Raw genomic sequence first — 19,650 nt, 5'->3', positions numbered from 1 at the left:
AAATAAAAACTCCCGACAATATCGGGAGTTTTTCAGAATTATGAGAATGAGATTTTTATTCGTCCCAAAAAATTGGATCTGTCAACGTGACGTCAGGAACGTTTCTACCGTTTCTGCTTATTTCTGAATCAGGATAAGCTAATCTTCGGATGAATTCCCCCTGTAGTTCTGGATTCACATTTTGAGGCAACGTAAAATCTTCGTATTGATAATCAAACCTTCGTGCATCTACCCAAGCTTCCGGGTGTAAGAACATAGCTTTCCATTTTTCTTCAAAAATATCTGCAATAGTAAGATTATCTGCTCCCACACTTACGGATGGATGGTTAATATACTCTTCTATTTCTGCACTGGAGACTCCTACCTTTCTCATATGAGCCCGGATTCCCTCCAAATAAGCCTCATAGGACCGTTCACGGTCAATTTCAAAAGCCGCTTCTGCTTCAATAAATTTTTGCTCGAAATAAGTAGCTATTAGAATTGGCGATGTTTCCGAAGAATAAAAATCTCCCGTTTCCAGGGTCGACCTTGCTCCTTCTGCAGGAGCATCTCCCCTACCGGCACCGTTCTCAACTCCTATGTATTCCCCATCTTCTGTTGCACTCACTAATAATGGTAAACGAGGATCCACTACTCCATAGGTTGTTCCATCCATGGCTTCAATAAATTGTTCAGAGATCCATCCGCCCAAAAGAAGTCCGGCATTATCAATAGCAACCTCTGCCCACGGATTAAAGGACTCTTCAAAATAAATCACCTGCGCGTCATCATCATTACTTTCAAATCCATCTTCTAACGCGGCCAATACTGCCGCAGGATCATATGCTGCTGTTTCACTTAAATGATTCAGATAACGCGCTTGGAGCATGTTTCCAAATTTTATCCATTTATCAACATCCCCATTGTATATAAAATCATCTGCTCCTATTGGAACATCAGTTTCCTGGGAAAGATTACTGACTCCCTGGTTTAAGAGATTGATGATCTCGCCATAAAGAACTTCCGCATCATCATAAGCAGGAGTAATAGTTTGAAAATCAAGGGCTTCACTGTAAGGCACGTTTCCCCACGCGTCTACGGTCATTCCCAGATTTAAAGCCATTAAAATTTGACCAGCACCCTGATAATGATTAGCACCAATAACTTCTGCCTGGGCAATCATATCACTGAGATCTGTCATTACATTATACATACTGGACCAGGTACCACTATAGTTCACTCTATCCATAATGTCTGATGAACTGGCGGGGTTTGGTGATGCCAGGTGTTGCACATAATTTGTTGAAATATCTCCCATCCGGAAGGTATTCTGGGCGGTTTCATAAGTAGAATTTGCCATGAGACCAGCAATAGGTGCTTCAGTAGGATTATTTGGATCTTCATTAATATCCAAATAATCATCACAGGAAACAACCAGAACCATTAAGGTTATCAGGAGATAATTCTGTGGTTTTATTAAAAATTTCATATCTAATATTTTTTTACGATTAAAGACTCAGGTTAAGAGTAACAAAATAACTTTGAACCCCGGGATATCCGAGACCTGTAAATCCTACAGCGTTTCCTCCGGCACCTGCACTGAAAGATTCCGGATCGAAACCGTCCCAGGGAGTGTAAAGGATGATATTATTTGCTGCAACAGAAATTCTGGCCGATTCAAATGGTAGCGCTTCCAGGATATTACTCTGGAAATTATAACCCAGAGAAATATTTCTCAGTTTAATAAATGAAGCATCATGAACAAAATTCTCACTCACAGTTCTATAGGTATTTCGGTAAAAACCGGCCCCATAATCCCTGCCATCAGGACCTACCCCCTGGCCAAGCCATACCGCCTGGGCATTTGGAGATCCATCTTCAAGAACCCCTTCAAAAACACGGGTGTCATTCCGTGCTAAAGTGTACTCGGCTATTCCAAATGCCGCCATAAAATTATCATACTGGCTGTACTGCTCAAGCCCGGTCCTAAAGTCGACCAAAAAGGAAAGATCGAAACCTTTATAGTTAAATTCATTCCTCAGACCCCCAAACCATTTTGGAGTGGTGTTTCCTAGAACCAGTTGAGAACCGTTTCTTACCGGAAAACCATTGGCTCCAATAATAATCGGCAGATCTTCGTTCAGGAAAATACTGTTAGGATCGGCGCCATATCGTGCATAGCTGCTACCAAAGATATTCCCATAGGCTTCACCTTCTATTAATTTCATTGTAACCGTACTTCCTGCATATCCAAACTGGCTGCCTACAACAATTTCATCAATTCCCTCGCGGATATTAACTACCTTGTTTTTATTATAGGAGGCATTGAAAGAAACTTCCCAGCTAAAATCTTCGGTCATGATGGGAGAGCCCCTTAAAACGAATTCCACACCCTTGTTTTCAATTTCTCCGGCATTGGTTACAAAAGTTGAAAAACCTGCCGCCTCAGATACCGGTACAGGTATTATTTGGTCCTTACTATTAGACTTGTACCAGGTGAAATCTAATCCTAACCTGTTTTCTAAAAACCGTAGGTCTGTTCCAAATTCTATGGAAGTTGTTCTTTCAGGTTTCAATTCCGGATCTCCAAATCTGCTGAACCTGGTGAAACCAACCTGGCCGTTTAGTGGATAGACTGATGGGGAAGTATAGGTTTGTCCTATCTGGTAAGGATCTGTATCTTTTCCAACCTCTGCCCAGGAAGCACGTAATTTCCCAAAGCTTAAGAAATCTGGCACCTCAATATTTTCAGTAAAGACATAACTCAGGTTAACCGAAGGGTAGAAGAAAGAATTATTACCTATTGGTAAGGTTGAAGTCCAGTCATTTCTTGCTGTGATATTCAGGAAAAGCATATCATCATAATCAACTAACAGGTCTCCGTATAACCCCACCAATCTTTTCTTTCTTTTATGCTGGGAATTTGATATCTGGCTTGTGTAGCTAAGGTCATAAAAACGCGGAATCACAAAGTTTTCTCCTGTAGCGTCAATGCGCTCATAGTCCCTTTCAAAGATATCATTACCCACCCTTAAAGTTGTTGAGATTTTTTCACTCCACGTATTATTGAAGGTGAGGAAAAGGTTGGAATTTATATCCCGGCTGGTAATACGGGTTTCAGTGATAAAACCTGTACTACTTAATGGAATTTCTCCCGCAATACCCAGGGGACCCGGAGTTATTTCTGTTCGACTGTCACTATAGTAGTCGGTTCCGATTATGTAATTGACATCTAACCATTCTACCGGACTGTAAACAAAGTTCAAACTACCAATAGTTCGGTTAACCTCATCTTCAAAAGTACTGAAGCGGGCATCATATAAGGGATTTGTATTCCCATAGGTTTTCATAGTGCCATCGGGATTGATATAATCTGTGACGTCATGATTGGGTGCCCAATACATCATCCGTTCCATAAATCTGTCATGTGGCACCCTATTTCCTCCTGAAATAGTGTAATTTATATTTCCTGAAAATCTAAATTTATCACTCATTTTTACTTCCCCACTTAGTTTGGCAGAAGTTCTCCCCCAATCACTGAAAGGCATTATTCCCTTATGGTCAAGATTTCCCAGGGAACCATAAAAGGTTGCATTTTCACCACCTCCTGAAATACTGAGCGTATTATCAAATTGGACTCCGGTTCTAAAAGCATCTCTCCAAATATCATAAAACCGAACATCAGGATCTATTTGGTTGATCTCCTCCATGGAAGGTCCCCAGTTTGGCCAGAAAGAATCGGCCTCATATTCCCCTGAAAATCCCTGTCCATAAACTTCCTGCACATCGGGATATCGATTGATCTCTTCAAAGCCCACAGAACTGTTGAGGTTAATTCGCATAGCTCCCGATTTTCCCTTTTTTGTAGTGATAATAACTGCACCGTTTGCTGCTCTCACTCCATAAAGAGCTGTAGCTGCAGCACCTTTTAGAACGTTTAGGGATTCGATGTCGTTTGGATTTAAATCGGCTGCCCTGTTAGAAAGTCCGCGAGGAGTCCCCGCAGATTCTGTAGTAGAGTTGTCAACAGGCACTCCATCGATTACAAATAATGGTTGATTATCGGCGTTTGGATCAAGAGAATTTATACCTCTAATGATGATCCTTGAACTCTGTCCGGGAGCACCACCCGCGTTCGTGATCTGCACTCCTGCAGCCTGCCCCTGTAAGGCACTTACAACATTCTGCTGATTGGACTGAACAATATCTTCAGAAGATAATTCCTGAACAGCATAACCCAATGCCTTTGTTTCCCGCTCAATACCAAAAGAAGTTACCACCACCTCGTCCAATGCCTGTAGATCGGCTTCCATGGCTACATTAATTTCGTCTTCGGCACCCACTGTACGTTTAACAGTTTGGTATCCCATCGAGGAGAAGCTTAATACATCTCCCGCTTCTGCATTGATAGAATAGTTCCCATCAAAATCTGTTACAGTACCGGTTCTGGTACCTTCAATAATAACGTTTACTCCGGGAAGCGGCATCCCCTGATCGGCCGTAGTTACCGTTCCCGAAATCACCCTCTCCTGAGCCTGTACATTCATAAACTGCAGAATAGCGATCATGAATGTAAACAGTGTAATTTTGTTTCTCATTTGTTTGGAATTTGAATTAAAATTAAGATGAGAAGTTATTAAATTTTTTCACATTTCAAAGCTAATAATTTAAAATTCCTTTAAATTCAACCCTTTAAGCAATTATAAATTAACTATAAGTTCTCCTTTAAATCATTTTCCCGTGAAAATACTTCGCCGCCTAAAAGCCCCGATTCTGAAAAATATTTTTCGAATATTTATTGTTGTGCTGGTCTTTACCTCCTGCTCCTCCTCAAAAGTTTTAACCTCTCAACTGGATGAGACCCTGGAGGAATTCCCCGCCTTTGAAACCGGATTCACGGGAATCATGATCTATGACCCGGTTGCCAAAAAGGTGGTTTATGAGCATAATTCTGAAAAATATTTTACTCCGGCGTCCAACACAAAACTTTTTACTTTCTATACCGGATTGAAGATCCTGGGTGATTCCGCAGCAGGGTTGGAATATGTGGTAAAAGAAGATTCCCTCCTCTTTAGGGGAACCGGAGACCCTTCCTTCCTTTACGACAAACTGGAATCTACCAGAGTTCTCGACTTCCTGAAGACGAGAAATGAAACATTGTATTATGTGCCTCCAATTTTCCGGGAGGAGCATTTTGGCCCGGGCTGGTCCTGGGATGACTATAACTATTATTATTCCGTGGAACGCTCTGACATGCCTGTCTTTGGAAACTATGCTACTTTCACCTCTACTTCTGAAGCGGAAATCCCTGTTGCGAAACCAAAGTTTTTCTACCGATTTCTTCTGAAGGATTCTCTTGCGACAGGAGACAACTTTCGGGTAATGCGGGAGCGTGACCAAAACAAATTTCTCTATCATCAGCCAGCAGGAGCTGAAAAAAGAAGTCGGGAGGTGCCCTTTGTCTACAGTCCACAGTTAGTAACCGAACTTCTTAGCGATACCCTTCAAAAACCAGTTAAAATTTTACCTTCCGAAAAAGCCGATTTCAGCAACAGCAAAATTCTTTACAGTATTCCGGCAGACAGTCTGTACAAAAGGATGTTGCAGGTTAGCGACAACCTCATTGCCGAACAACTCCTGCTTATGAGTTCACAGGTTATTTCAGATACCCTCAAAACAGATATTGCTATTGATTACATGCAGAAAAATTACCTGCAGGACCTCCCTGACGAGGTGATTTGGGTAGATGGATCAGGGTTGTCGGTTTACAACAAATTCACACCACGGTCTGTGGTTAAACTTCTGGAAAAAATTTCAGAAGAAGTACCTCAAAAAAGGCTTTTTCAGCTGCTACCCGCCGGCGGAGAATCGGGTACCATCAAGAATTTCTACAAAGCGGAGGAACCCTATGTTTTTGCAAAGACCGGTACCATTAGTAATGTACATGCCTTAAGCGGGTACTTAAAAACAAAGAGCGGCAAGGTGCTTATCTTTAGTTTTATGAATAATAATTATACTGTCCCTTCCGCAGAAATAAAGGCAGGAATGGAGCTTATCCTGCGCAATATCTATTTAAATTATTAGTTTTATAGAGGCTCAAAAAGCCCATTTTTAATCTATCTCTAAATGCAAAGACGTAATTTTCTGATGAATGTTGGGCTGGGCAGCCTTGCAATCCCCCTCCATAGCCTAGCCAATTCAATACCAACCACAAATTATTTTCAGGAGGTAAAAAGACCGAAACGGCTTAAAAAAGGTGACACTATCGGGATCGTAAGTCCGGCAGGGGCTATATATGAATCCGAGCCATATGAGATCGCAGTAGAGTCTATGGAAGCCATGGGTCTTAAGGTGAAACTGGGAGAATATGTGCGTACCCGTCACGGTCACCTTGCAGGAACCGACGAACAACGTGCAGAGGAATTCAACGAGATGTGGAGAGATCCCGATGTTGATGCCATTATTTGCCTTAGAGGCGGATCTGGTGCTGCCAGGATCCTGCCGCTTCTGGATTATGAGACCATTGAGAAAAATCCGAAGATTTTTATTGGTTACAGTGATATCACTGCATTGCACCTGGCAATCTATAAGAAAACAGGACTGGTCACTTTTCACGGCCCTCTTGCCACTTCCACATGGAATAACTTTGCGGCAGAACACTTCCAAAAACTCCTTTTTGAAGCCGAAGCCGTGCAATATGACAATCCTTCAGATAAAGGAGGCTTACTCACTCAAACCAGGAACAGGATTCGGACCATCACCCCGGGTACTGCAACCGGCGGGCTCTTAGGAGGTAATCTTTCTGTACTCACGAATATTATGGGTACCCCCTATTTTCCTGAAAATTGGGAGAACAAAATCCTGTACCTGGAAGATGTAGGCGAAAAAATTTATGCTGTAGACAGGATGATGACGCAGCTACAGCTGGGGGGAGTTCTTGGAAAGATCAGCGGCTTTATCTTCGGGAAATGTACCGAATGTGATCCAGGAGGTAGCAGCGGATACGGATCTCTAACTCTTGAAGAAGTCATTGACCATTATATCAAGCCCCTTGGAATTCCGGCTTTTTCAGGAGCTATGATAGGCCATATCAATGATAATGTGACAATTCCTAATGGAATACGGGCAGAAATGGATGCAGAAAAAGGTACTTTCAAACTCCTTTCTCCTGCAGTAAGTTAAATTCTGAAGTTTTTAAACCCTGCCAGTCCCTCACAATTCTTACTTTTATAAAAATTTAAAAGTGGTCGGTAAAAAAGATTTTTCTGAGAGTATTGCTGCAGGTTACCAACCTAAAGGAGATTTTATTTACCTGGGTGCGGCTATGCATGATGGGGAAGTCTTTTCCGATGCAGCAGTGAAAATTCCGTTGAAGACCATGAACCGTCATGGACTTATCGCCGGCGCTACCGGAACCGGCAAGTCAAAGACCCTGCAGATCCTTGCCGAAAATCTTTCAAAAAAGGGAGTCCCGGTACTGCTTATGGATGTGAAAGGGGATCTAAGCGGTGTGGCAAAACCTTCAGCCGGAGAGGCCTTTATACATGCCCGCCATGAAAAGCTGAATTTCCCTTTTAAAGCTTCGGCTTCACCGGTGGAAATCTTAAGCCTTTCCGAAGAAAAGGGCGTGCGACTAAGAGCTACTGTCAGCGAATTTGGTCCGGTTCTGCTATCCAGGATCCTGGACCTTTCAGATACACAAAGCGGTATTCTCTCCATCATCTTCAAGTATTGTGATGACAATCACCTGCCACTCCTGGACCTTAAAGATCTTAAACAAATATTGCAGTATTCCACCGGAGATGGAAAAGAGGAATTTGAAAAGGATTACGGCCGAATTTCTGCAGCTTCGACAGGCGCTATCCTTAGAAAAATTGTAGCCCTTGAACAACAGGGAGCTGATCTTTTCTTTGGAGAAAAATCGTTTGAAGTTGAAGACCTGCTGCGAAAGGACGGTAATGGCGACGGGTATATTAATATCTTAAGATTAACCGATATCCAGGACCGCCCCAAACTTTTCTCCACTTTCATGTTAAGCCTGCTGGCCGAGATCTATAACACCTTTCCCGAACAGGGAGACAGCGATAAGCCAAAGCTTGTGATGTTTATAGATGAAGCTCATCTTATTTTTGAACAAGCCTCTTCTGCCCTGCTGGACCAGATAGAAAGCATTGTTAAATTGATAAGATCCAAAGGAGTAGGTATTTATTTTGTCACTCAAAATCCTGCCGATATACCTGCAGATGTTTTGGGGCAATTAGGATTAAAAGTTCAGCACGCTTTAAGGGCTTTTACGGCTAAAGACAGAAAAGCGATAAAACTTGCTGCAGAAAATTATCCTATTTCTGAATTCTACGATACCAAAAATGAGCTTACATCGTTAGGAATTGGGGAAGCGCTGGTAACGGCACTGGATGAAAAAGGAAGACCAACACCCCTGGCTGCAACTATGCTAAGGGCTCCAATGAGCAGAATGGACATTCTTTCTGAAGGTGAACTGAAAGATCTCATTGATGCTTCGGGATTGGTAAATAAATACAACCAGACGATTGACAGGGAAAGCGCTTATGAGATCCTAAAAGCAAAAATTGAAAGGGCCGATGTTGAGGAAGCCAGGGAAAAAGCAAAGGAAGAAAGAAAAAAACTGGAAAAAACCACTACCGGCAGACGCAGAAATACTTCCGCCGACCCACAAAAAGCAATTGTTAAAGTACTCACCAGCGCAACTTTTATTAGGGGTGTAATGGGAGTCCTAAATAAACTATTAAAATAACCTGTTACCACAATCATGCGACAAAGCCTCCTAATTCTAGCAATTACTTCTACTTTATTCATAGCCTGTGAAAAAGAGCAGGATCCATTTTTAATTAGCGCAAACAGTATTGGTTTACTCACCAGAGATGTAAAGATCACTCAACTGGATTCTGTTTTTGCAGAAGATTCTATAGTGAAACAAGTGAGTGACGGTGAGTTTTACCGCAAGAGCAATGAGATCGAGATCTATGATAGATCGGGTAAAAAATTATTGCTGTTGGAACCTGTACAGGCTTTTGATTCCACGAGCACCATTGGATTCATCCAGGTATTGGATCCCCGCTTTAAGACCGCAAAAGGATTGGGTACGGAAAGCACGTTTAAAGATATCGTGGAGAATTACAATATTTCGCGTATTGAAAACACTTTAAGTGCTGCTGTCATTTTTATTGACGATCTTAACATGTATGTAACCATAGATAAAAAGAATCTTCCTGTAGAACTAAGGTATGATACCCAATCCAGGATTCAGGCTTCCCAAATTCCTGATAATGCGCCAATTAAATATTTTATGATCGCCTGGGATTAACCCAAACCTAAATCACATCAATGTCTGCTGATAATCTTACCCGTTTAAATAAATACTTGAGTGAAGTAGGCTATTGTTCCCGCCGTAAGGCAGACAGCCTCATAGAACAGGGGCGGGTAACCATAAATGGTGAAGTTCCTGAAATGGGAACCAAAGTAAAACCCGGAGATGAAGTACGTGTAAACGGGGAACTGATTGTACCTCCCAAAAAAGATAATGTTTACCTGGCTTTCAACAAACCCATAGGAATAGTTTGCACCACCAATCCTAAGGACAAGAAGAACATTGTTGATTACATCAATTATCCAACCCGAATTTTTCCTATTGGCCGTCTCGATAAACCCAGTGAAGGCCTCATTCTTCTTACCGATGATGGAGATATTGTAAACAAGATCCTAAGGGCAAGAAACAATCACGAAAAAGAATACATAGTCACTGTAGACAGGCTTATTTCTGCTGATTTTATCAACCGCATGGCATCAGGAATTCCTATTTTAGATACAGTAACAAAAGAATGTGAGGTAGAGCAGCTGAGTAAATATGTCTTCAGGATCGTTTTAACCCAGGGCCTCAACAGGCAGATAAGGCGCATGTGTGAATATCTGGGATATGAAGTCGTGAAGCTGAAGCGCATAAGGATCATGAATATTGAACTGGACGTGCCAGTGGGCCAGTACCGTCATCTTACCAAAAAAGAACTTGAAGAACTGGATAAATTGACCGGTGCTTCCATTAAAACTGAAGAAGGGTCTTTGATAACTCCTGCTTCTGAAGAGAAAAACACACAAAGGCCTAAATCCTTTAAAGCTTCCGAAAATAAAAGGCTTCAGCCAAAAACCCGAAAAAATTCCGGAAGGAAGGATCGGGAATCTTAACAGAGAATTAAGCCATAAAATGATGATTACTGCCTATTTTTAATAAAAAAATAGAAAAATGGCAAAGCAAAGTAATCGCATTAAGAACGAAGATCAGTATGAGGCATTAAGAGATAAGGGTGCCAGCAAAGAAAAAGCTGCCCGTATAGCCAATTCTTCAAATTCAGGAAAGAAAGGTGGTAACGCCGATAAATACGAAGACCGCAGTAAGGATGATCTTTACAAGAAAGCCAAAGAGGTCGGTATTGAAGGGAGATCAAAAATGAGTAAAAAAGAACTTATTAACGCTTTACGAAATCATTGAAAATGCACAAAATACAACCTTTTCATCTTGCGATCCCGGTAGACGATCTTGAGAAAGCCAGAATCTTTTACAGGGACACATTGGGCTGTGAGGAAGGAAGAAGCAGCGACCACTGGGTAGATTTTAATTTTTTTGGTCATCAGCTGGTGATCCATTATAAAGCTGCCGATGAACCAAAAAATACCGGCAGTAATCCTGTCGACGGAAAGGATGTGCCAATTCCTCATTTTGGTGTAGTGCTCGATTGGGACACTTTTCAGAAATTTTCAGAAGAATTAAAACGAAAGAACGTCAAATTTGTGATCGAACCTTACATCAGGTTTGAGGGACAGGTGGGAGAACAGGCCACTATGTTCTTTAAAGATCCCTGTGGAAATGCATTAGAGTTTAAAGCCTTTCAAAATATAGACCAACTATTTGCAAAATAATTACTCAACCTAAATGAACCGATTAAAACCATCACTGGTACGACAGTTATTCGTACTACTTCTCATATTATTTCTCCTGGTTTTAATCTTTAGAGAAATTTTACCTTACCTCTCGGGAATTCTTGGGGCTATCACCCTTTTTGTTATTTTGCGAAAACCCATGATCAAACTGGTAAATAAAGGATGGAGACCGGTTATGGCAGCATCCTTTTTAATGTTCCTTTCTTTTATAGGAATTCTGGTTCCGGTTACCCTCACCGTTCTCATGCTGACTTCCAAAATAGGAAAGGCTGTCGCAAACTCAGAAAAGGTATTGCAGGTAATTAAAGAACAAATTAATCATGCCGAAACTTACGTAAACTACGATATAAGTCAAAGCATCGATTCTGCCAGCGTGACCAACTGGCTATCTAATAACCTGCAGTCTCTTGGCGCAGGCACTTTCAATGCTTTCATTGCCATAAGTATCATGTACTTTATGCTTTACTATATGTTGATGTACAGAGATCAAATGAAAGGCATTGTAGTTTCCTATATCCCTTTGGGGGAAGAAAACCTGCAGGTCATTGGGGAAGAAGGAGATGAAATAGTAAAGTCTAACGCATTAGGCATTCCTTTGGTTGCTTTTTTCCAGGGAATTGTTGCCTTAATAGGTTATCTCATCGTAGGAGTTCCCGATCCCCTCTTTTGGTTCGTTATTACGGCTATTGGCGCCATGGTTCCTTTTATTGGAACTGCTATTGGTATTTTACCGGTAGCCATTCTGCTCTTTTCAATGGAAATGGAATGGCAGGCGATCTTTATTTTAATCTACGGATTTGTGATTGTTGGGATCACCGATAATATTTTACGACTATATATTCTAAACCGACTCGCAAGTGTCCACCCTCTTATCACCCTTTTTGGGGTACTGGTGGGAGTACCGCTTTTTGGATTCATAGGACTCATATTTGGACCTTTGCTGGTATCCATGTTTTTGCTTATCTTAAAGATATACAAGCATGAATACGGAAAAACTGAAAATAAACTATAACTAAAAAAATAAGCTATGCTGGAAAATGTAAAAAAGAAGATCAATGAAGATTATCTAAAATCTGAAGTTTCTAAGGTGGATGATGGGGATCTTGATATGGTGATGAAAAACAAGGAAGCGATTGACAAGAAGCTGAAAGGTTCCGGCATGAAGAAATACGCGGAACTGGGAAAACTAATGTTTGGCATGCTAAAAGATTATAAAAAAGGAGAATACCAAAGGGTGCCCTGGTTTACAATAGCAGCTATAGGTCTTACCCTGCTTTATGTATTAAATCCAATGGACATGCTACCCGATTTCCTCCCGGGTGTGGGATATGTTGATGATTTCGCGCTCTTTACCGTAGCTATTCGTTTCCTTGAATCTGACCTACATGCCTATCTTGACTGGAAAATAGATGAGGCGAAGCTGCTAAATTCTTAGATCAGCTTTTCAGTTCTTTTTCCCTGGTGCGATGAGTTTCTCTTGCTAACAAGGTGTTCTTAAGGAGCATTGCGATAGTCATTGGACCTACTCCACCGGGGACAGGTGTTATGTAACTTGCTTTTTTGGAGACATTTTCAAAATCCACGTCTCCTGTGATCCTGTAACCTTTTGGTTTACTTTCATCGGGAACGCGGGTGATTCCCACGTCTATTACTACGGCATCATCCTTGACCATTTCGGCTTTGAGGAAGTTTGGAATACCTACGGCAATAATGATAATATCTGCCTGCGAAGTTATTTGGGTGATGTTTTTGGTGAACTCGTGAGTAAGAGTAACCGTGGAATTTCCAGGGAAACCCTGTCTTCCCATCAGAATACTCATTGGCCTGCCCACGATATAACTACGTCCAATCACACAGGTGTGTTTTCCTTTCGTCGGAATATTATATCGCTCCAGCATTTCCAGAATTCCGAAAGGCGTTGCAGGAATGAAAGAAGTCATGTCCAGGGACATTTTTCCGAAATTGGTGGGGTGGAAACCATCCACATCTTTATCGGGACTTACTGCTAAAAGTACCTTTTGAGTGTTAATCTGTGGCGGAAGCGGCAACTGCACGATAAAACCGTCGATATCATCATTGTTGTTCAGCTCCTCTATCTTTGCAAGTAATTCCAGTTCACTGGTATTAGAGGACATCCGGTATTCCGAAGATTCGAAGCCCACTCTTTTACAGGCATTGACTTTTGCATTCACGTAAGTCAAACTGGCGCCATCACTACCAACAATAATGGCAGCTAAGTGCGGGACCTTCTCCCCGCGTTCTTTCATTTTTTGAACTTCCAGGGCAATTTCTTCCTGAATATCGTTGCTTAGTTTTTTACCGTCGAGGAGCTCCATGTTTTATAAGTGTTCAGTGATCAGTGGTCAGTGATCAGTTAATTATAAGTATATTATTCTTCTGTTTTGACACCAAATTTTCCAGGGTTGAGAATCATGTAATTAATTAATTTGCCTACTTCATCACTCTCTATTATCAACTTCTTGAAATCATCTTCGGTAATATATTTACACCTGAAGGCCTATTCAAGCCACACTTGTGTTTCAGAATTTTCCGCATCTCAGTCTGTCAATTTGCTTGCAAAGTGCCGGGGATAATTTCTTTTTCTGTAAGCCTCAGCAATAGCCGCGGAAACGCTTCGGGATGAACGTCGAATCTGGTCTGTCAATGAATAAGTTTCCTCCTTCGGAAATTTTTTAGAAATCTCAAATATTTGCATTGAAAGGGTTACTGACTTCTGATATGCAAACAAATCCTGAAATTTCATAACTAAATTTAGCTGTTCACTGAGCTCTGACCACTGAGCACTTTTACTTCATTCCCTTCATCATCTGCATCATCTTTCTTCCGCCGCCGCCCTGCATCATTTTCATCATCTTGCTCATTTGGCTAAACTGCTTTAAAAGCTGATTCACTTGTTGTACCGAAGTACCGGAACCTTTTCCTATTCTCTTTTTTCTTGAGGCATTAATGATAGAAGGTTTTGAGCGTTCTTCGGGCGTCATGGAGTGAATGATAGCCTCAATAGGCTTGAAAGCATCATCATCGATCTCCACATCTTTCAGCATTTTTCCTGCTCCGGGGATCATGCCCATAAGATCTTTCATAGATCCCATCTTCTTGATCTGCTGAAGCTGGTTTAGGAAGTCATCAAATCCGAATTCGTTTTTGGCGATCTTCTTCTGAAGTTTTCTCGCTTCCTCTTCATCATACTGCTCCTGGGCTCTTTCCACAAGGGAAACAACGTCACCCATTCCAAGAATACGATCGGCCATACGGGAAGGATAGAACACATCAATAGCATCCATTTTTTCACCCGTACCAATGAATTTTATAGGCTTGTTGACGACAGATTTGATCGAAATTGCCGCACCCCCACGGGTATCCCCGTCGAGTTTTGTGAGCACAACACCGTCGAAATTAAGTCGGTCGTTAAAGGCTTTTGCTGTATTCACTGCATCCTGCCCTGTCATGGAATCTACTACGAAGAGCGTTTCCTGCGGCTGAATGGCGCTGTGAATATTTGCGATCTCTGTCATCATCGCCTCGTCAACGGCAAGTCGACCGGCGGTATCTATGATCACCACGTTATGACCATTGGCTTTCGCATGCGCAATAGCAGCTTTTGAAATAGCAACCGGATCCTGGTTGCCCTCATCGCTGAACACCTCAACTCCCACCTGATCTCCAACTACGTGCAGCTGGTTAATCGCCGCAGGACGATAAACGTCACAGGCAACCAGTAATGGCTTTTTGCTCTTTTTTGTTTTAAGGTAGTTAGCCAGTTTTCCCGAAAAAGTGGTTTTACCACTTCCCTGCAATCCCGACATAAGGATCACCGACGGATTTCCTGAAAGGTTTATACCCTCTGCATCTCCTCCCATCAATTGAGTAAGCTCATCCTTGACGAGCTTCACCATCATTTGCCCGGGTTTTAAAGCGGTAAGTACATCCTGGCCCAATGCTTTTTCCTTCACCGTAGTGGTGAATTCCTTGGCAATTTTATAGTTAACATCGGCATCCACAAGCGCGCGACGTACCTCTTTAAGGGTTTCGGCAACGTTAACCTCGGTAATTTGGCCATGCCCCTTAAGGACATGTAAGGCATTATCTAACTTATCGCTTAAACTTTCGAACATAATCTCTCAGATTTTATATAACAGCAGTTTTCACCGGCAGTTGCAAATTTAATGAATTGAGCCTGAAGTGAAAATTTTTTCAGCGCCACATCAGTTTTAAATATATCTTTTTCTTCGGAAAAAAAATTCCTCCGTAAGAGGTGTCAAAAATGTCATTTTTGATACCTCTTATTTTTACTTCTAAAATCGCACTTCTACCTTCTAACTTCAAACTACATTCTCTCCGGCACCTGAATTCCCAGCAGTTCAAAGGAAGATTTGATCACGTCTCCCACTGCTTTTGAAAGCTGCACCCTGAATTTCTTTTCAGTTTCGTCTTCGGTTCCTAAAATTGTGACATTTTGGTAGAAACTATTGAATTCTTTCACCAGTTCATAAGTGTAATTGGCAACCAATGCAGGACTATGATTTTCGGCAGCAAGATTCACAGTTTCGGGATAAAGCTGCAGCTGCTTGATCAACTGTTTTTCCTTGTCATTTAGCTGATATTCTGAAATGACCTCAGAATAATCAAATTCTGCTTTTCGAAGGATGGACTGGATACGGGCGTAAGTGTATTGGATGAACGGCCCGGTATTTCCCTGGAAATCTACTGACTCTTCAGGATTAAAAAGTATCCTTTTACGTGGATCGACCTTCAGAATATAATACTTTAAAGCTCCAAGCCCGATGATCCTGTAGAGCTCCTCCTTTTCGGCTTCAGAATAACCGTCAAGTTTTCCAAGTTCTTCAGAGATCTTTCGGGCGGTGGCAGTCATTTCTTCAATAAGATCATCGGCGTCTACAACAGTACCTTCCCTACTCTTCATTTTCCCGCTGGGAAGATCGACCATTCCGTAGCTAAGATGATAGAGATTTTCTGCCCATTCGTAACCCAATTTTTTCAGTATCAAAAAGAGCACTTTGAAGTGATAATCCTGCTCGTTTCCTACGGTATAGACCATTCCGTTAATATGAAAATCTTCTACTCTCTGGATGGCCGTACCTATGTCCTGGGTCATGTAAACCGCGGTACCGTCACTTCGAAGCACGATCTTCTCATCAAGTCCGTCGGCAGTAAGATCAATCCACACGCTGCCGTCATCCTTACGATAAAAAACACCTTTTTTAAGACCTTCGGCAACCACATTTTTCCCAAGGAGATAGGTGTCGCTTTCGTAATAATTTTTGTCGAAATCCACCCCGAGCTTTTGATAAGTTTGCTCGAACCCATCATACACCCACTGGTTCATGGTCTTCCATAAATCCACAACCTCAGCATCACCCGCTTCCCATTTGCGAAGCATTTCCTGTGCATCCTTTAGAATTGGTGCTTCAGCTTTTGCCTCTTCTTCAGTTTTTCCCTGGGCTACGAGATAAGAAACCTCTTCCTTGTAGGCTTTATCGAACTTCACATAGTAATTCCCAACCAGCTTATCACCTTTTAAACCTGAAGTTGCAGGAGTTTCATGATCTCCAAAACGTTGCCATGCAAGCATTGACTTACAGATGTGAATTCCGCGGTCGTTGATGATCTGGGTCTTATAGACTTTCTTTCCGGAGGCCTTTAAAATCTCAGCAACAGAATAGCCTAAAAGGTTATTCCTGATGTGGCCCAAATGCAACGGCTTGTTTGTATTGGGAGAAGAATATTCCACCATGATAGATTCCTCAGCTTCAGGAGTTCTTCCGAAGTTTTGATCATCTTTCATCTTTCCGAAGAAATCCAGGTAATATTGATCATCAAGAACAATATTCAGAAATCCCTGTACGACGTTGAATTTTTGGATCTCCCGGTTATGTTCCACCAGGTATTGACCAATTGCTTCCCCGAGCTTCACAGGATTGGTTTTGATCTGCCTCAACATTGGAAAGGTCACCAAAGTGATATCTCCTTCAAAATCCTTTCGGGTAGGCTGAAATTCAACCGACTCGGGTTCCACCTGAAATATATTTTTTACCGCCTCTTTTACCTGAAGGGCCAGAGTTTCCTGAACATTCATTTTTTCCAATTTTATTTTATTCCCTGGGAAACAGGAAGCGCAAAGATAACAGAAATTTAGGCTTGGGTAAACGGTTTGAAGGCAAATGCTTATCTTTAGAAAAAAGAGCATGCTAGTCAATATTTCAAAAGATTTTAGTGAGAAAAGAGAAGAGATCAATCAATTGATAGGCAAAGCATTTCCCCTTGAAGAAAGAAAAGAACTGGAAGGCACAAGTCTGCCAAATATTCCAATTACAGCCGCAAGTATAGAAATCTACAATTTACTTGTACTCAACGAGGGAAATAGCCATTGTACTATAGAAATTCGTCCTAAAGGTGTAATGATAAGCTTTAGAGCTGCGGGGGAATCTTATTCGCTCGTGATACCCTTTTATAAACTAAAGATCTATAAAGGCAGGAGTGAGGAATATTCTTTCTACAAAGATAATTACTTCATAAAAGTTTGGGCGGGCGCCAATGAACATGAGGTGCATGCCTTTATTAAAAAGCTGAGACATTACAAAGCCGATAAAGCTTTGCCACGTGTAGACGATCAGGAATAGGGATAAAAAAAGCCCTTTTTCAAGGGCTTTAAAATTTACTTTTTTGGGAGAAAAACTTCTGCCAGCATACAGCGGGCACTGCCTCCACCACAGGTTTCTATGGTGGTAAGATCACTGCTAAGGATCTCACAATGTCTTTCAATTGCTGCTACCTGGGCCGGAGTTAAACTTTTTCTTGCCGCCTCACTCATCACCAGGTATTTTTTACCTTCTGCTCCCTGTACCTGGAGCATATTTCCCGCATAATGATGCATCTGGGCTTCAGTGATCTCAATGATCTCTTTCCCATCAGATTTAAGATGCTTAATCACATTTTTTCGCTCCTTGACGTCATCAATGCTGTCCAGACAGATCACTGCAAAATTTTCTGCCAGGCACATCATTACATTAGTGTGATAGATAGGCATCCTGCGGCCGTCAACATCCTGGTAAGCAGTAAAGATTACCGGAGTAAGTTCAAAATCCTCGCAAAATTCTATAAGTAATTCTTCACTTGCCCTGGGAGAAAGTGCACAATAAGCTTTTTCATTAACTCTGTCAATGATCAAAACCCCCGTTGATTCGAGGAAAAGACCTTCCTCTTCAGCACTGGTGTAATCAATGACATCTTCTATGAGATATCCTGCCTCCTCTATTTTGTCAAAAACTTCGGGACGGCGTTCACGTCTTCTGTTTTCGGCAAAAAGTGGATAAAGAGCTGCAGTAGCATCTTCATGAAAGGTGACCCAGTTGTTGGGAAAAATTGAGTCGGGAGTATCCAGCTTCTCATCATCATTCACCACGATCACATTTACACCCACACTCCTTAACTTCTCTACAAAAGCATCAAATTCCTCCTGTGCTTTTTTGTTGATCTGTTCATTGGAGAGGTGTAGTCCTTCCTGAAAATAATTGTTTACGGCGGTTTGCTCATTCATTCTGAAAGCCACCGGCCGTACCATTAAAACTGTATCTGTTATTTGCTTTTTCAAATCGTTTAATCTCTTATTAATGGCAGGGTGGAACATCTTAAAAGTCCTTCCTGCTTTGCTATTTCGGCATAAGGCACCTCCTCCACTGTAAGACCGTTTTCACGGAGCCAGGTGTTGAGGCGGGTAAAATTCTTTTCGGAGATCACCACATCTTCAGAAATAGAGAAAACATTAGAGTTCATGTCATACATTTCCTGCCGGGTAATTTCGAATACGTTTTCCTTTCCGAAGAAATCTACGAGCCACTCATATTCCTCCCTGTTAAGGAAACCATTCTTATGAATTATCGCTTTTCCACGGCCTACAGGCTGGAAACAACAATCCAGGTGCAGGGCATTGTCTCTCGCCTCGGTATTTGATTTCCTCAAATTAAAGGACTTCACCTTTTTATTTGGAAACATTTCTCTTAGATGCTCCACACCTTTAAGGTTGGTACGGGCCGTGATAAAATCTGCATAATCTTCCCCATAATAGGCACCTATAAACAGGTAGTCATTGTACAACATAACGTCTCCTCCCTCTACATGCACATCTTCCGGAAGCTCAATTACCTTATCCTTATCTATTTGATCTATGACATATTGGATGGCTTCGATCTCTTCCTCCCTATCGGGTAAAATATTAGCCTTAATGAACTTGTCGTCAATAACAAAGGCTATATCCCGGGTAAAGATCTGGTTGAGGTCTTTTACCAATTGCGGGCGGTAAACTTTAACATCATATTTCTCAAGCACCTCCCTAACCGCCTCCATTTCTTTCACCATATCTTCCTCTGTGGGATAGGTTCCTGCTTCGATATGTTCGGCAGATTTTGGATCGTAGGCATTTTCCAGCTCCGGCACCGGCCCCGGACTCTCGGCAGTACCCAGAACTACTGCTCTTAAACGGGAAGTCTCATTTTTAATATTCAGTTTCATAAACCCCAAATTTGCTGCAAATATAGCAAAAGGATTTGTCTGATTTAAAAGCCTATGGAGGCATATATTTTTATTTTTCCTGCTTTCTCTTTTATTTATAATTACTAAAATCTGTTTTTCTATTTTTGTCTACAAACCAAAAGGAATTCC

17 protein-coding genes and 1 pseudogene are annotated in these 19,650 nt (G+C 41.6%); 10 read left to right on the top strand and 8 right to left on the bottom strand.

Translation table 11 applies throughout. The annotated features are described in order from the left end of the window. Positions 1–55: 55 nt before the first annotated feature. Entirely contained in the window at positions 56–1,468 is a 1,413-nt protein-coding gene (locus tag CRO16_RS11635; RefSeq protein WP_097056567.1) for a SusD/RagB family nutrient-binding outer membrane lipoprotein, read from the bottom strand. A 19-nt stretch (positions 1,469–1,487) separates the two neighbouring features. Beyond that, a complete protein-coding gene (locus CRO16_RS11630; RefSeq protein ID WP_097056566.1) occupies positions 1,488–4,577 on the bottom strand; it encodes a SusC/RagA family TonB-linked outer membrane protein in 3,090 nt (1,029 codons plus the stop codon). A 142-nt stretch (positions 4,578–4,719) separates the two neighbouring features. On the opposite strand from CRO16_RS11630, the gene dacB reads away from it, so the two are divergent. The 9 genes from dacB to CRO16_RS11585 all read left to right on the top strand — a co-directional run bounded on the left by dacB (position 4,720) and on the right by CRO16_RS11585 (position 12,385). Continuing rightward, on the top strand, positions 4,720–6,063 hold the full coding sequence (dacB, locus tag CRO16_RS11625) for a D-alanyl-D-alanine carboxypeptidase/D-alanyl-D-alanine endopeptidase (protein WP_245859024.1): 1,344 nt from the start codon (positions 4,720–4,722) through the stop codon (positions 6,061–6,063). Between the two features lie 42 nt (positions 6,064–6,105). Next, a complete protein-coding gene (locus CRO16_RS11620; RefSeq protein WP_097056565.1) occupies positions 6,106–7,161 on the top strand; it encodes a S66 peptidase family protein in 1,056 nt (351 codons plus the stop codon). 61 nt (positions 7,162–7,222) lie between these two features. Continuing rightward, positions 7,223–8,752 (top strand): helicase HerA-like domain-containing protein, encoded by a 1,530-nt coding sequence (locus tag CRO16_RS11615; RefSeq protein ID WP_245859017.1) that lies wholly within the window; start codon positions 7,223–7,225, stop codon positions 8,750–8,752. A gap of 15 nt (positions 8,753–8,767) precedes the next feature. Beyond that, a complete protein-coding gene (locus CRO16_RS11610) occupies positions 8,768–9,322 on the top strand; it encodes a hypothetical protein (protein ID WP_097056564.1) in 555 nt (184 codons plus the stop codon). Between the two features lie 20 nt (positions 9,323–9,342). Further along, positions 9,343–10,197, top strand: coding sequence for a 23S rRNA pseudouridine(2604) synthase RluF (gene rluF / locus CRO16_RS11605; RefSeq protein WP_097056563.1), 855 nt, complete (start codon positions 9,343–9,345; stop codon positions 10,195–10,197). Between the two features lie 58 nt (positions 10,198–10,255). Next, on the top strand, positions 10,256–10,501 hold the full coding sequence (locus CRO16_RS11600) for a DUF7218 family protein (protein WP_097056562.1): 246 nt from the start codon (positions 10,256–10,258) through the stop codon (positions 10,499–10,501). A 2-nt stretch (positions 10,502–10,503) separates the two neighbouring features. After that, positions 10,504–10,929 (top strand): VOC family protein, encoded by a 426-nt coding sequence (locus CRO16_RS11595; RefSeq protein WP_097056561.1) that lies wholly within the window; start codon positions 10,504–10,506, stop codon positions 10,927–10,929. 13 nt (positions 10,930–10,942) lie between these two features. Next, complete coding sequence (locus CRO16_RS11590) at positions 10,943–11,962, top strand: AI-2E family transporter (RefSeq protein ID WP_097056560.1); 1,020 nt, start codon at positions 10,943–10,945, stop codon at positions 11,960–11,962. A 15-nt stretch (positions 11,963–11,977) separates the two neighbouring features. Beyond that, complete coding sequence (locus tag CRO16_RS11585) at positions 11,978–12,385, top strand: YkvA family protein (RefSeq protein WP_097056559.1); 408 nt, start codon at positions 11,978–11,980, stop codon at positions 12,383–12,385. Between the two features lies 1 nt (position 12,386). Here CRO16_RS11585 and CRO16_RS11580 read toward each other — a convergent pair whose 3' ends face one another. The 4 genes and pseudogenes from CRO16_RS11580 to argS form a co-directional block, all read right to left on the bottom strand. Then, positions 12,387–13,286, bottom strand: a complete 900-nt coding sequence (locus CRO16_RS11580; RefSeq protein ID WP_097056558.1) for a bifunctional 5,10-methylenetetrahydrofolate dehydrogenase/5,10-methenyltetrahydrofolate cyclohydrolase — start codon at positions 13,284–13,286, stop codon at positions 12,387–12,389. A 53-nt stretch (positions 13,287–13,339) separates the two neighbouring features. Beyond that, positions 13,340–13,714 (bottom strand): annotated as a pseudogene (locus CRO16_RS11575) (four helix bundle protein). Between the two features lie 43 nt (positions 13,715–13,757). Then, the gene (ffh, locus tag CRO16_RS11570) at positions 13,758–15,086 is read right to left on the bottom strand and encodes a signal recognition particle protein (RefSeq protein WP_097056557.1); all 1,329 of its coding nucleotides are present in this window, start codon (positions 15,084–15,086) and stop codon (positions 13,758–13,760) included. A 212-nt stretch (positions 15,087–15,298) separates the two neighbouring features. Then, positions 15,299–17,068: an arginine--tRNA ligase gene (gene argS, locus CRO16_RS11565; RefSeq protein ID WP_097056797.1), complete on the bottom strand. Its 1,770-nt coding sequence runs from the start codon at positions 17,066–17,068 to the stop codon at positions 15,299–15,301. 109 nt (positions 17,069–17,177) lie between these two features. Here argS and CRO16_RS11560 point away from each other — a divergent pair, with 109 nt between their 5' ends. Further along, positions 17,178–17,612, top strand: coding sequence for a hypothetical protein (locus tag CRO16_RS11560; protein ID WP_143544530.1), 435 nt, complete (start codon positions 17,178–17,180; stop codon positions 17,610–17,612). A gap of 35 nt (positions 17,613–17,647) precedes the next feature. Here CRO16_RS11560 and ctlX read toward each other — a convergent pair whose 3' ends face one another. Continuing rightward, entirely contained in the window at positions 17,648–18,619 is a 972-nt protein-coding gene (gene ctlX / locus CRO16_RS11555; protein ID WP_097056555.1) for a citrulline utilization hydrolase CtlX, read from the bottom strand. Further along, a complete protein-coding gene (locus tag CRO16_RS11550; protein ID WP_097056554.1) occupies positions 18,589–19,500 on the bottom strand; it encodes a dimethylarginine dimethylaminohydrolase family protein in 912 nt (303 codons plus the stop codon). The genes ctlX and CRO16_RS11550 overlap by 31 nt, the downstream gene beginning before the upstream one ends. Positions 19,501–19,650 lie beyond the last annotated feature (150 nt).

The sequence above is a fragment of the Salinimicrobium sediminis genome (assembly GCF_900215295.1).
GTDB classification, from domain to species: domain Bacteria; phylum Bacteroidota; class Bacteroidia; order Flavobacteriales; family Flavobacteriaceae; genus Salinimicrobium; species Salinimicrobium sediminis.
Note: the sequence above shows the minus strand (reverse complement) of the source record. Positions and strands in the feature narration are given on the sequence as shown.